Consider the following 13,316-nt stretch of genomic DNA (forward strand, 5'->3'; position numbering starts at 1 on the left):
TTTTAACATTGTGTTGGTTTAATTTTAATAAACATAGTTTAATATTGCTAAACATAAATGTTTTAACATGTCTATCAAACTTGTTGTTTTTGATATGGCCGGAACCACGGTTGCTGATGAGAATGGTGTAACAGCCATTTTCAAAACTGCTATGGCTAAATACGGCTATAATGTTGCTATCGAGCAGATTAATCCTATCATGGGCTATGAAAAAAAGGTTGCTATAGAAAAAATGCTCCTTGAAAACGAAGCAGATAAAAGCAAGATAACCGGCGAGCTAATTGGTAATATACACCGAGATTTTGTGCAATCAATGGTTCAGTACTATAAGGATGCGACAGACCTAAAACCACTTCCAAATGCAGAGGAAACAATGCTGGCTTTGCGTTCTGAGGGTAAGAAAATTGGTATTAATACGGGTTTCTCGCGGGAAATAGCCGAAAACATTATAACCAAGCTGCGCTGGCGCGAGAGAGGCATGTTCGACTACATGGTATGTTCTGACGAAGTGCTACAAGGCCGCCCAGACCCTGCAATGATCAGCATCATGATGCAGCAGGCTGGCATAACAGACCCAAAAGAAGTGGCTAAAGTTGGAGACACAGAGGTAGATATCCGCGAAGGCCAGAACGTTGGCTGCCGATATGTAATAGCCGTAACTACAGGCGCTTTTACCAAAGAGCAATTACAGCCCTATCATCCTACACACATAATTGACGATATTGCAGATGTGCAAAAGATCATAAACGAGCCGCATGCTGCTTAAGCTTAAACAACGTGTTGCCAAATGGCCGTACAGCGCCGTAACCATTATGGCTGCACTCTCGGCATTTGGGGCTTATACATCTATGTACGCGTTTCGCAAGGCTTTTACCGCAGCTACTTTTGCAGGCGACCAGTACCTGCATATCGACTTTAAGGTTTGGCTGGTGATTGCGCAGATTTTCGGTTATATGTTCAGCAAGTTTTATGGGATCAGGTTTATTGCCGAGATAAAAGCCAAACGAGGTCAGACCATTATATTGCTTGTGGGTATATCATGGCTGGCGTTGCTTTTATTTGCCGTAACCCCCAGGCCATATAATATCATATTCTTATTTATAAACGGGTTTCCGCTTGGGCTGATATGGGGTTTGGTGTTTGGGTATATAGAAGGCAGGCGTTCTACAGAGTTCATGGCAGCGGTGCTTTCTATCAGCTTTATATTTGGATCTGGATTTGTAAAGACAGTTGGTCAAACGCTGATGCTTAACTATGGAGTGAGTGAAAACTACATGCCATTTGTAACCGGCGCTATGTTTATTATCCCATTGATACTGTTTGTATTCTTGCTGGAGCTGATGCCATCGCCAACAGTTGAGGATAAGCAGCTGCGTACCGAGCGCCTGCCCATGAACAGCGAAGAACGAAAGGTATTTCTTGCCCGTTTTTGGCCCGGAATGGTGTTAACCATCATCATTTACGTGATACTTACCGTTATGCGCGATGTACGGGATAACTTCAACGTGGAGATATGGCACAGCCTGGGCGTAACTGATAAAAACATTTTCGCGCGGATTGACACGCCCATATCCATAATGGTTTTAGCGGCTATGGGCCTGCTGGTTTTAGTGAAGAAGAATTTACAGGCGTTTACGCTAATACACTTGATGATCATTTTAGGATGTGCCATTGCTGGTATTTCTACCGTTATGTTTAGCATGAGTATAATAGGCCCTGTAAGCTGGATGACGTTGGCCGGCCTTGGCCTTTATCTGGGTTACGTACCTTACAATGCTATTTTTTTTGAGCGTATGATCGCTACATTCCACTACAAAGGTAATGTTGGTTTCCTCATCTATGTTGCCGATTCTGTGGGATACCTTGGCAGCGTAACGGTACTGCTGATAAAAGAGCTCGGCAACCCAACTGTAAGCTGGAGCGATCTTTTTAAAGATGGCTTGATAGCGGTCGCGCTGATTGGCGGACTAAGCTGTGTGTTTTCACTTATTTATTTCCTGAGATCTTACCGAAAAGATGCTCAGATCATTGCTAAATCTTTATGAATAGACCGTCTGCCATAGTAATAGGTGCTGGCATAGTTGGCCTTGCAACAGCGCGCGCCTTGGCCGTTAGAGGATACGATGTAACCGTTTTTGAACGTAATGAGCGTGCTGTTGGCGCTTCAATACGCAACTTTGGAATGGTATGGCCAATAGGGCAGCCTACGGGCACGTTGTTCGAACGGGCAATGCTGTCAAAAAGTATATGGAAACAGGTATGTGCCGAGGCTGGTATCTGGCATGATGAGGTAGGATCTATGCACCTGGCCTACCATGACGACGAGCTGGAAGTAATGGAGCAATACGCAGCCATTAACAGCGGACTAAGAGATGTAAGCTTATTAACGCCGCAACAAGCGCTAAACAAGTCGGCGGCGGTGAACACTAACGGGCTTAAAGGCGCTCTTTGGAGCGGTACCGAAATGATAGTTGAAGCTCGCGATGCAATTGGCGCTGTTGCAAAACATTTGTCAGAGAAATACGGCGTTCAGTTCTACTGGAACACGGCAGTAAGCCGGGTAAGCAGCACTACGGTAACTACCGGCGAACGCACCTGGCAGGCCGATGAAATATTTATTTGCAGCGGCGTTGAGTTTGAAACCTTATACCCGGAACTCTTTGCGGCTACCGCCATCACTAAGTGCAAGTTGCAGATGCTGAGATTAGCTGCGCAACCGGCAAACCAGCGAATCGGCCCCGCGCTTTGCGGTAGCTTGTCTATGATACATTATCCTGGTTTTAAATCGGCAGCAAGCTTACCTGCCTTGCGCGCACGTTATGAGGAGCAGTATGGGGAACAGTTGAAATGGGGTATACACGTAATGGTTTGTCAAAACCATTTAGGTGAGCTTACAGTGGGCGATTCTCATGAATATGGCCTGGTGCATGATCCGTTCGATAAAGATTTCATCAACCGAATGATCCTGGATTATCTTGCCACCTTTACACAGTTGCAAAACCAACAGGTTATACAAACATGGAACGGGACGTATGCAAAAATGACAAACGGCGAAACGGAATTTGTCCACCAGCCGGAACCCAGCGTTACCATCATAAACGGACTGGGGGGCAACGGCATGACGTTATCGTTTGGCCTTTGTGAACAAACTATCGCGGCAAAGTTCGACTAGTCAGAAATAATCAAAATCTACCTTATCAGCGTTATGTACGATGCTGTTTGCACCGGTTTACGGGAATATCCGTCTATCCCATGGAATACCCAATAATAGGTGCCTGCCGGGAGCGCTTGCTTGCCTGAATTACCGTCCCAGCACCAGTCAGGAGCTGTTGTTCGGTAAACAATAGTTCCGTAGCGATTGAATATCTCCAGTGACCCAAACACCAAGTCTTTAACATAAAACCTAAAGCAGTCGTTTACACCGTCGTTGTTAGGCGTGAAAGCGGTAGGAGCGTCTATAATAGAGGGCGGTGGAGGTAAGATGGTAACTTTAACCGGCTTTATAGCTGTACAGCCTAATAGCTCGGCCTTAATGTAATAAGTTCCGCTTTGTGTAAGGGCAGAGGCATCATCAAGAGCAATAGTGGCCGAAGGGTCTTTCCAGTATGAGTAACTTACTCCCGCTTGCGGATTATAGCTGTTTAAAATAGAAACAGTCGCCGGGAATGTAACAGCCGGCGGATCGGTTATAGTTAGTTCCGGCGCATTAAACGTTACGTTTACTGGTAATATACCGCTGCAACCACCTGCATTTACCGCGCTGATGTAGTAAGTGCCGGCAGCAGTAATCTCTGATGGAGAAGGTAACGGGATCAATCCAGCTTCGTCGGCAAAATACCGGAAAGTAAGCCCGCTGCTGCTGCCTGCTTTGAACTCAGGCCTTGTTAGGTCTAAAGGCGAGCCGGGACAAACGTTTATATCTTTTTGTACTACAAAGTTAAATGGTTCTGCTATTTTCTTCACGGTGCTGTACAAGGTGTCGGTACAACCCAGGCCGTTGTAAGGCGTAATAGTAACCGCCACGCTGGTAAGGTCGGCCGGTGCCGGCGATAAGTTAATTACCTGCCCGGTGCCTAGTTCTTTCGAGAAGTCCGCAGTGTACCAGGTGTAGGTTTTAAAGCCGGGAGGGGCGGTAAGTGTCACATCTTTTTGATCAGCACAGTAGATATTACCCTTTATAGGCGAACCTATATCCTCATTAATGTCCAGGTAGGCATAGCCGTAATGTTCTTTAAACGGGCAGTGGTTTACAGTAAACTCCATGCGTACCTGCTTCCCGTTTAATCCTGTAAGGTTTATAGAAGTAGTAGCCCAGTCTTTGTAAAACACACCATCGCTGTTGTATTTAAAGCCGGGAAGATCTGAGGAGGATATAAAATCAAACGCCGGGCAAGCCAAATACTTACCATCGGTTACATTGTAAATTTTCACGGTGAACCTGGGCTGCTGATTGGGCGGATGGCCCGGGTTTACCAGTACTACCGCGTAGTTAAGTATAATACTGCTTGCACCTTCTGGCGGCACATTGTAAGTATAAGATGCTTGTTGCACACCATTACCTTGATCAATGTTACCTAATTTCATGCAGTATTTGCTGCCGTTGGGGGAGTATACAGAGAAGCCGCCTATGAGATCGATCATCCCGTCATTGGTATTTTTTAGCAGTTCAAACTTGCCGGGTACCGCGATGGTTGGTGTAGTTGTTATGATACCTGCTGTGTCTATCGTTCCGACGGCAAATTCCCAGTTGTCGAAGTTGCCTTTCTCAAAACCGATGTTTTGCGCTTCGGCTGTAAAACAAACCAGCGAAAAGATTATCGATAATACAACAGCAAAAAACTTCATCGGTGTTCACTTCGCCTACCGGCTTAAATTGTCGCTACTATGTTTGTTTTTTATTTAAACGGCAAATACAATAACTACAATGATTCTCTTTAAGGAGGTACAGGCAGCGGCTACAATGGGTGCTATAAATATAGTATAATAATTTGGTTTGCTGATAATTAGCCTTAATCTTAAAGACTAGCGTCCATGCGTCGTGTCGCGTTGGTCATTTGTCATATAATTATTACCTTTAAACATGACAGTACTTTTGTTAGGGGGTACAGGGCGCACAGGTAAGTTAATACTCAGTGAGTTATTAGCCAGGGGGCATGCTGTTAAAGTAATCGTACGCAATAAAAATAAGATATCGATAAACTCGCCTGTGCTTGCCGTTTTTGAGGGATCTACGCTCGATGAAACTTTAATGCGTTCGGCAATGAACGGCTGCGATGCAGTAATTAGCGCATTGAACATCTCCCGGTATAGCGACTTTCCATGGTCCCGGCTGCGCACACCTGAGTTATTAATGTCCGCAACTATAAAAAACGTTATCGCTATTGCAAAAGAAATGAAGCTAAAGAGGGTTATAGTCCTGTCGGCCTGGGGCGTTAACGAAACCATGGCCGATATACCCTGGTGGTTTAGGTGGACAATCCGTTATAGTAACATTAAATATGGTTACCTGGATCACGGCAGGCAGGAGGACTTACTTGCAGCATCTGATCTCGACTGGACCGCTGTAAGGCCCGTGGGTCTTATAAACTCAAAAGCAAAAAAAGAGATTAAAGTTATTCTTAACCGTAAGGATAAGCCCTCAATTATTATAAGCCGGCTGGATGTAGCCAGGTTTGCGGTAAAAATATTGGAAGAAAACACGTTTTTACGTTTAGCTCCTGCAATTTCGTGGTAACGGGCGGACAATTGCCGCTGTATGTAACAAGTCCGCTCAAAAATGCTGGTCCCGCTGGGACTCGAACCCACGACTCCAACCCCGCCATTAAACAAGTTGGGCTGTAACTTCCTTTAAAGCTGCTTTGTTCGTTATCGTTTTGTGTTGATAATGCTGGTGGTGAAAGTTCTCCAGCTTTTGTAATTTGTACCGTAGCGAAAGCTTTTCGGCAATGGTTAAATTGCCGCCTATCATCTTGCCAACATGGTTCATTTCATTAAATACCTGGTAAAGCAACTGCCTCCCTTTTTCGGTTATGGCAACACACTTGCCGCGTTTGTCGCCAGTATCATCCCATTGCGTTATCAATTGATTACCTATCAGTCGCCTTAGCACCTCCGTGCCCGAAGTTTTCTCCTGCAGGTTACGGCTTATCAGGTCCGATTTGGAAAGCTGTTCATGCGTAAGCAATATGGCCAAACAGGTAAAATCTTCGCCACTTTGTAAAGGGGTTCCCTCAAGCGCTTTCTTAATGTAAGATTTTGCATAGCGGCTCATATAAACAAATAAGCGGCCTATGCTGTTGTCCAGTTGGTAGGCAAGTTGCTGCGCTTGTTGTTCCTGTTCTCCAAACCGCGCATCGGCCTGGCTGGTGTATAAGCTTGTTGTTTCCAGTTGGTTTACCAAAAATCCCGCGAAATCATGTAAGGAAACCTCTACGCCGTTGTTCTCTGTTTCCAGCTTTTCAACCATGGAAATCAATTCGTGTATAAGTTTGTACGATTTCATTGAGCTAACATTTATAAAGTACGTATTCGGGGTTAAGTTAAAGCTTCGGCAGGGCTCTGCTGCTTAAACCGGCTGTATGCCTCTTTGTAAGCCAGGTTAGTGTTGCCCACAGGCTTTAATCCTTTTACAAGGTTAGTCAGCTTTAGCAACTGTATTTTGTAAGACGGCAGCTCAGGTGCATCTATCTTCAGCATGTCGGCTACAGGCGCACCAAGCAGGTAGCGCATCAAGCCTAAAATATCATTTGCCGAGGCACCCGTGTTGTTAACGCCGGTTATATGTTTTGTTAATGATGATGTTAACTCTTCTCCGTGTGCTGAAGAAGAAAATTGTCTTTTGCTGATGATGGTATCCAGTATCTGTGCTTCTTTAACACTACCGGGTAGCAGGTACTCATCTAATCCGGATAGCGCGCCTATCACATTCCACAAGTGCATAAAACCTTCCTGATCTTCTTTACCCACGGTGATGCCCAGCTTTCTAAGGCCGCGCATTACCAATAACGAAAACGACAAATTAGTGCCGACCATGTCTTCCTGGTTTACCGGCGTGCCCCATTCATCGTTCCAACGGCCACTTTTGTAGGTATAAAACCTAACGGCGGCGTGCATTAAACGCACTTTCAAGATACTGGCAAAACCTTCACCTGTACTTGCAAAAGCATCTGGTGCCATCACCTCCCAAACAAAGGCGGCCGTTTCGTAAAGTCGTTTGGTGGTATCGCTCCGCATCCTGTCAGACAAATAGAGCACCATTGCGCCATTGGCTGCTGTGTAACAATATGGTAGGGAAAGCAAACCCAGGAGGTTCATTATAGTTTCGGAATGGCGAATAAAGAACACCGAACCCCTTTGCATCATCCTGGTATTGGCCCAATGCGGCAGGGTAGCGGCTGTAGTTAGTACAGGCTCATTAGCAAACAGGGTTGGCAGGTGTAATAGTTGCGTGTTATGGCTTAAAGTGCCCAGCCATTCATATAAAGCCTTTTTGTTTTCTGTATTGGCAAATACACCGGCAATAAAATTGTCGGCAGCGTTATCTCCCTGTAGCCGTTTTGCCGCAAGTACATTATCCGGGTAGGGGTTGCTTTTAAGCATACTGTATATTTGTTTCTACTAGCTGGTTTTTAGCTTGCCAAGGCCGCCGTCAATGCCAATTACCTGTCCGGTCATCCATGCGCTCTCATCTGCCAAAAGATAAGCTACCGCCGAACTAATGTCCTCTGGCTGCCCATATTTATTGAGCGGATGGCGTTTGGCCGAAGCTTCCTTTTTCTCAGGGGTGTTAAGCAGGTTTTGTGCCAAAGGCGTTTCGGTTAGCGAAGGTGCAACCACATTAACCCGTACCTGGCTTGGTGCCAGCTCCGCAGCAAGTGATAATGCCAGGCCCTCAACCGCGCTTTTAGCTGAGGCGATACTTGCGTGGAAACTCATTCCCGTACGTGCGGCAACTGAGCTGATAAGCACAATAGAAGCACCTGCAGCGCTTTTAAGTGGCTTTAAGGCTTGTTGAATTACTTTAACGGCCCCTAAAACGTTGAGCCGGTAATCATTCAGGAAGTCATCTTCCGACAGGCGGTTAAAAGGCTTAAGGTTAATACTTCCTACAGAATATACCAGCCCGTGCAATTGCTGAGGCAGGAATGCTGCCGTTGCGGTAACATCACCTAAGATGTCCAACGCAAGATGATTTACATTTGCCGGCCACTCCACCGATCCATTCCTGGAGATATTGTAGATGTTTGCTCCTGCTGCTGATAGTTGTTTAATCAACGATAAACCTATGCCGGTACTACCGCCAACAACTAAAATGTTCTTGTTTTTTAAATTCATCTGGTGGTGCTAGCTACTAAATAGAGGTTACAGATATTTATTATGTACAAATAAATGCTATTTACATGATTTTTGGTATATTTTTGTAACAAAATGATAATAGCATTATCAAGGTAAGCAATGATTTTGCGCTTGGATGTTTATTTATATTTGGAGCATAAACCTGCAAGTACACCCCGGAGCAGTGCTGTTAAAGCTTTATAAAACTATATGCGGTTAATTCTATCTACCATAATCCTGTTTGTTATCTGTTTTTCGGCTGCCGCGCAAACTGCGGTTATAAAAGGTACGGTCACCAGTGGCTTGTCAAACACAGTAGTGCAAAACGTTACCGTTAAGGTGGCCAACACAAACGAGGGTACGGTAACCGACTCGGCAGGTAACTATACTCTGCAGCTTAAACCGGGCAACTACAGCCTGCTGTTTACAAAAGTTGGGTTTAAAAGCAGGACCGCTTATGATATACAGGTAAACAGTGTTAAAGCAACAGTAGTAGACGTTGCGCTGGACGAGGAGACCGCAACATTAGATGAAGTAAAGGTGGTAGCCAGTTCAAGGCTTACAAAAACGCTGGAAAGTCCATTATCCCTGCGCAGCATAGGCGTATCAGAAATTAAGCGTAACCCCGGGGGCAACCGCGATATATCTAAAGTAATACAATCCCTCCCGGGGGTATCTGCACCGGTGAGTTTTCGTAACGACATCATCATACGGGGCGGGGCACCCAACGAAAACAGGTTTTACCTGGATGGGGTAGAGATACCCAACATTAACCATTTTGCAACGCAGGGATCATCTGGCGGGCCGGTGGGATTGATCAACGTCGACTTTGTTAAAGAGGTTAATTTCTACTCAGGGGCATTCCCGGCCAACCGTGGCAATGCTTTAAGTTCAGTTTTCGAATTCACTCAAAAGAACGGGCGGACCGATCGTATGGGTGCCACCTTATCGCTTGGCTCAAGTGACCTTAGTGCGACACTGGAGGGGCCTCTCGGCAGCAAAACAACTTACCTGGCATCGTACAGGTACTCGTACCTGCAGGCATTGTTTAAATTGCTGAAACTGCCGTTCCTGCCCACGTACCAGGACTTCCAATTTAAGGTAAAAACAAAGCTGGATAGCAAGAACGAACTTACATTGATAGGCTTGGGTGCTATAGACCGCTTTACGTTAAATAAAGAAGCTAACGATGAAGAAGACAAGCAATACTTTTTAGCCACTATACCCGAAAATACCCAAAACAGCTATAGTATAGGTGCCGTACTAAAGCATTTTACCCGCTATGGCTTTTCGCAGTTTGTAGTTAGCCGAAGTTACCTGGATAATAAAGCTAACAAGTTTCGCAACAATAACGAAAGTGAAGGATTGCTTTTAAAGTATGCATCTACAGAAACGGAGAACAAGTTCAGGTTTGAGAACACCAGCCAGCGTGGTAAGTACAAGGTGAACTTTGGTACGGGTGCCGAGAGCGCCGGTTATACCACCAATACCTTTAATGTGCTGCCTTATGGCAACCGCATCTATCAATCAGACCTGAATTTTTTTAAGTACAACTTTTTTGGCCAGGTAAGCCGCTCCTTTGCCGACAACAAGCTGTCGCTGTCAATAGGTGCACGTGCCGATGCAAATACCTATTCAAATAAGATGAACAATCTGCTGAAGACCTTATCGCCCCGGTTCTCAGCCGCCTACAACTTTACGGACAGGTTGAGCATCAACTTTAACACCGGAATTTACTACCAGTTGCCTGCTTACACGGTGATGGGCTACCGTGACAGTACCGGAACATTGTTAAACAAGAGCCTCGATTATATACAGAACCGCCAGGTGGTGCTGGGACTGGAGTACAATACCTTAAAAGGAACCCGCTTCACGGTTGAAGGTTTCTACAAACAATACCGCAATTACCCAATAGTGCGCGTGCTGAATGATTCGATACCGCTGGCCAACCTCGGCGCCGATTTTGGCGTGGTAGGTAATGACCCTGTAGTAGGCGAGAGCAAGGGGAGGAGTTACGGAATAGAGTTCTTTGCGCAGCAGCGGCTTAACAAAGGCTTTTACGGAATCTTCGCGCTTACATTGTTTAAAAGCGAGTTCCAGAACAAGCGCGGTGATTATGTCGCCTCTTCATGGAACAACCGGTACATCCTGAGCATGACAGCCGGTAAGCTGCTGAAGAGAAACTGGGAGGTAGGGGCCAAGCTACGGTTTACGGGTGGTAGTCCGTACACCCCTTACGACCAGGCATTGTCTTCACTTGTTTCAAACTACAGCACTTTCCCACAAGGTATACCTGCATACAACTTGCTGAACACCCAGGTGCCTGCCGCCTTTTACCAATTAGATGCCCGTGTTGACAAGAAGTACTACTTTAAGCATTACTCCTTCAACTTTTACTTCGACATGCAAAATGTCACCGGTCATAAATACGACCAGCAGCCGATAGTAGTTCCGGTGAAAGATGCGTCGGGTAATGTACAACCGGTGCCTGGCGATCCAACCCGCATTCAGACAAAATTCCTAAACAGAAAAGGCGGGAACATTCAGCCCACTATCGGCTTAATCTTCGAATTTTAGAAAGGTCACCGAAAACGTTAAAATTTGAGTGGCTGACGTAGAAAACAGCGAAATCTGCTGTACAGCAGTACATCGAAGCCTACTCCGTAAAATGAGGTTGTAAAAAGTGTGGTTTTTGAAGATTTTTGCTCGTGATTTCGACTTTTCAATGCCCTGATAACCCTGCTTTTTAGCTCCTGTTAATAACGGCATTTTTGTTAAGTAAAGTGGTGACACTGTTTTGTCACTATTTTTGGCGGGTAGTTTTGTATTTTTCGAAACATAAAACAGTGCTGCAGGGTTGCTTTATTATGGCAACCAACACACCGGAGAACACAGGTAACAACGGCGGATACTCCCGTAAAGATTTCTTAGCACTTACAGGTAAAACACTCGCGGCGGGAGCCGTGGGGTCTGTTTTGGTGAGTGATGCAACAGCGCAAAGCGTTACAAGTCAAGGAAGTACAGAAAGGAAGCCAGCCCATCAGGATGAGCCTATAGTGCTGGAGAAATGGAAGTCTGAAGTTGACCAGGCCAGCGGCCCAACGCCAACTCCTTTAGCTCCCGACCAAAGAGTAGGGTACGCTGTTGTAGGTTTAGGCCATTTAGCGTTGGAAAACATACTTCCTGCGATAACCGCGTGTAAAAAGTCGAAACTTGTTGCTTTAGTGAGCGGCAGCCCCGAAAAAATGCGAAAAGTGGCGGCGCAATACGGTGTAACACCTCAAAACTGCTACAGCTACCAAACTTACGACCAGTTAAAGAACAATAAAGAGGTAGAAGTAATTTACATTGTATTGCCTAATGGGCTTCATAAAGAGTATGTTATAAGAGGCGCAAAGGCAGGTAAGCACATTTTATGTGAGAAACCAATGGCTATCAGTTCGGCTGAATGTAAGGAAATGATAGCCGCTTGTAACCAGGCGGGAGTAAAACTTATGGTCGCGTATCGCATTCAATATCAACCACATCATCGTAAGTTGCGCGAGATGGTTCAGCAGAAAACCTTTGGTGAGCCTAAGCTGATAGAAGCATCAAATTGTCAGAGCAGCACTAATCCTGAACATTGGCGGCACAAGAAAGCTTTAGCCGGCGGCGGCGCGCTGCCGGATATTGGCCTGTACTGCCTGAACACCGTACGGTTTGTACTAAATGCAGAACCTACGGAAGTATTTGCCTACGGTTATAGTACACCTGGTAATCCGCTTTTTAGGGAGGTTGAAGAGCTGGTATCCTGGCAGATGAAGTTTGCTAATGGGCTGATAGCCAACTGCACAACAAACTACAATGTGCACGAAAGCAGGCGTTACCGCGTGCTCTGCGAAAAAGGCTGGTTGAGTGTGGATAAGGCATTCGCGTACAAGGGCCAGAAACTGATGTCTGCTAAAGCAGATGGAAAACTGGAGCTTCAACAAGATATTGGTTTAACCGAAAAAGACCAGTTTGCTACCGAAATGGACTACTTTTCGCACTGTGTAATCTATAACAAAAAGCCTTTTACACCCGGCGAAGAAGGTTTGCAGGACCACCTTATTATGGAAGCTATCTACAAGTCAGCTGAAGAAGGCCGGCCAGTTAAACTTACTAGTTTACTGCCTGCTGGTTACAAGGGTGTTGAGCCGGAATCAGATTGATTAACAGTTGTTAAGCGCTGTTTAGCTGTTTAAACAGCCACGTTGTTGTTTCTACCGCAGTTGTAAGAAACGCGGTTTTAAATTCATCAACATTATCAAATTTCAGTTGAGGCAATGTTCGGTGTTCATAGGTTATGCTAAACTCCAGATCTTCAAAGGGCCATGGCTCAACGGTAAGGCAGCCGGGCGCTATTTGCCTCAGGCAGTGTAGTTTTCCGTCAGGGCCGGTACTTATCTCCACCCGCCGTTCTTCAGGCTGGTCTTCGTGCTGGCAAATCAATAACGATAAAGCGTCGCACCACTCCAGCAGGCGGTAATCTTTTTCAAGTTGAATGTTATTGATTTTTAACTCTTTACACCATTCTTTTTTCTGGCTTGCCAGGTTTTTAAAGAACGCTATATTGACTTTATTTTCTTTTGCATCTCCTGCTAGAAACTCAAGGTGTGTAGCACTTAGTAGTGCAATGTACCTGCTTTTACTAAGTGTGTAAGTAAGCGTACGTTCACCATGCTCCAGTTGAAAAGCCCTCATTTTGAAGTCTGTAGGTCCGCCTTGTTCGGTAATTACGTCATCGCGTTCCAGTTCAATCTGTGCGTCATCGTGCTCAGCTACGGTCATTAAAAACTCCATCCAGCGTTCCGGGCGTTGCGCTTTCTGCCAATGCAGCGCGAATTCTGCAGCAAGTAATCCGTGCGCACGCTGGGTAACTATTTCCCAGCCGCCTTTACGATAATTAACAATCATTTATATATGTGCGATATACGTTTTTATATATGGGGCATAATCCTATG

Annotated in this window: 11 protein-coding genes; 6 read left to right on the forward strand and 5 right to left on the reverse strand. The window is 45.5% G+C overall.

The window, feature by feature from the left end; genetic code table 11:
* Positions 1–67: 67 nt before the first annotated feature.
* Genes DYU05_RS00940 through DYU05_RS00950 form a run of 3 tightly spaced genes read left to right on the forward strand, consistent with a single transcriptional unit; the run spans position 68 to position 3,172 of the window.
* Complete coding sequence (locus tag DYU05_RS00940) at positions 68–766, forward strand: HAD-IA family hydrolase (protein WP_117381117.1); 699 nt, start codon at positions 68–70, stop codon at positions 764–766.
* Positions 756–2,045, forward strand: a complete 1,290-nt coding sequence (locus DYU05_RS00945) for a DUF5690 family protein (protein ID WP_117381118.1) — start codon at positions 756–758, stop codon at positions 2,043–2,045. Before DYU05_RS00940 ends, DYU05_RS00945 begins: the two co-directional genes overlap by 11 nt.
* Complete coding sequence (locus tag DYU05_RS00950; protein ID WP_117381119.1) at positions 2,042–3,172, forward strand: TIGR03364 family FAD-dependent oxidoreductase; 1,131 nt, start codon at positions 2,042–2,044, stop codon at positions 3,170–3,172. The genes DYU05_RS00945 and DYU05_RS00950 overlap by 4 nt, the downstream gene beginning before the upstream one ends.
* Before the next feature lie 17 nt (positions 3,173–3,189).
* Here the strand turns inward: DYU05_RS00950 and DYU05_RS00955 are convergent, their stop codons facing one another.
* Positions 3,190–4,845 carry a gliding motility-associated C-terminal domain-containing protein gene (locus DYU05_RS00955; protein ID WP_117381120.1) on the reverse strand — a complete coding sequence of 552 codons (1,656 nt, stop codon included), beginning with the start codon at positions 4,843–4,845 and terminating at the stop codon, positions 3,190–3,192.
* A 235-nt stretch (positions 4,846–5,080) separates the two neighbouring features.
* Between DYU05_RS00955 and DYU05_RS00960 the strand changes: the two genes are divergently transcribed.
* On the forward strand, positions 5,081–5,734 hold the full coding sequence (locus DYU05_RS00960) for an NAD(P)-dependent oxidoreductase (protein ID WP_117381121.1): 654 nt from the start codon (positions 5,081–5,083) through the stop codon (positions 5,732–5,734).
* Between the two features lie 87 nt (positions 5,735–5,821).
* On the opposite strand, the gene DYU05_RS00965 is transcribed toward DYU05_RS00960, so the two are convergent.
* The 3 genes from DYU05_RS00965 to DYU05_RS00975 are packed head-to-tail and all read right to left on the reverse strand — an operon-like array spanning position 5,822 to position 8,334.
* The gene (locus DYU05_RS00965; RefSeq protein WP_117381122.1) at positions 5,822–6,502 is read right to left on the reverse strand and encodes a MarR family winged helix-turn-helix transcriptional regulator; all 681 of its coding nucleotides are present in this window, start codon (positions 6,500–6,502) and stop codon (positions 5,822–5,824) included.
* A gap of 32 nt (positions 6,503–6,534) precedes the next feature.
* Positions 6,535–7,599, reverse strand: a complete 1,065-nt coding sequence (locus DYU05_RS00970) for an oxygenase MpaB family protein (RefSeq protein ID WP_117381123.1) — start codon at positions 7,597–7,599, stop codon at positions 6,535–6,537.
* Between the two features lie 18 nt (positions 7,600–7,617).
* Complete coding sequence (locus DYU05_RS00975) at positions 7,618–8,334, reverse strand: SDR family NAD(P)-dependent oxidoreductase (RefSeq protein ID WP_117381124.1); 717 nt, start codon at positions 8,332–8,334, stop codon at positions 7,618–7,620.
* A gap of 210 nt (positions 8,335–8,544) precedes the next feature.
* Between DYU05_RS00975 and DYU05_RS00980 the strand changes: the two genes are divergently transcribed.
* On the forward strand, positions 8,545–10,911 hold the full coding sequence (locus tag DYU05_RS00980; RefSeq protein WP_117381125.1) for a TonB-dependent receptor: 2,367 nt from the start codon (positions 8,545–8,547) through the stop codon (positions 10,909–10,911).
* Between the two features lie 290 nt (positions 10,912–11,201).
* The gene (locus DYU05_RS00990) at positions 11,202–12,524 is read left to right on the forward strand and encodes a Gfo/Idh/MocA family protein (RefSeq protein ID WP_117381127.1); all 1,323 of its coding nucleotides are present in this window, start codon (positions 11,202–11,204) and stop codon (positions 12,522–12,524) included.
* 10 nt (positions 12,525–12,534) lie between these two features.
* On the opposite strand, the gene DYU05_RS00995 is transcribed toward DYU05_RS00990, so the two are convergent.
* A complete protein-coding gene (locus DYU05_RS00995; protein WP_117381128.1) occupies positions 12,535–13,269 on the reverse strand; it encodes a DUF3891 family protein in 735 nt (244 codons plus the stop codon).
* Between the last annotated feature and the right edge of the window lie 47 nt (positions 13,270–13,316).

The organism is Mucilaginibacter terrenus (assembly GCF_003432065.1).
Lineage (GTDB): Bacteria > Bacteroidota > Bacteroidia > Sphingobacteriales > Sphingobacteriaceae > Mucilaginibacter > Mucilaginibacter terrenus.

Excerpts from the sequence above, each read along its gene's own strand:
- DYU05_RS00940 (WP_117381117.1), top strand. The coding sequence starts at position 68 with ATGTCTATCAAACTTGTTGTTTTTGATATGGCCGGAACCACGGTTGCT.
- DYU05_RS00945 (WP_117381118.1), top strand. The coding sequence starts at position 756 with ATGCTGCTTAAGCTTAAACAACGTGTTGCCAAATGGCCGTACAGCGCC.
- DYU05_RS00950 (WP_117381119.1), top strand. The coding sequence starts at position 2,042 with ATGAATAGACCGTCTGCCATAGTAATAGGTGCTGGCATAGTTGGCCTT.
- DYU05_RS00955 (WP_117381120.1), bottom strand. The coding sequence starts at position 4,845 with ATGAAGTTTTTTGCTGTTGTATTATCGATAATCTTTTCGCTGGTTTGT.
- DYU05_RS00960 (WP_117381121.1), top strand. The coding sequence starts at position 5,081 with ATGACAGTACTTTTGTTAGGGGGTACAGGGCGCACAGGTAAGTTAATA.
- DYU05_RS00965 (WP_117381122.1), bottom strand. The coding sequence starts at position 6,502 with ATGAAATCGTACAAACTTATACACGAATTGATTTCCATGGTTGAAAAG.
- DYU05_RS00970 (WP_117381123.1), bottom strand. The coding sequence starts at position 7,599 with ATGCTTAAAAGCAACCCCTACCCGGATAATGTACTTGCGGCAAAACGG.
- DYU05_RS00975 (WP_117381124.1), bottom strand. The coding sequence starts at position 8,334 with ATGAATTTAAAAAACAAGAACATTTTAGTTGTTGGCGGTAGTACCGGC.
- DYU05_RS00980 (WP_117381125.1), top strand. The coding sequence starts at position 8,545 with ATGCGGTTAATTCTATCTACCATAATCCTGTTTGTTATCTGTTTTTCG.
- DYU05_RS00990 (WP_117381127.1), top strand. The coding sequence starts at position 11,202 with ATGGCAACCAACACACCGGAGAACACAGGTAACAACGGCGGATACTCC.
- DYU05_RS00995 (WP_117381128.1), bottom strand. The coding sequence starts at position 13,269 with ATGATTGTTAATTATCGTAAAGGCGGCTGGGAAATAGTTACCCAGCGT.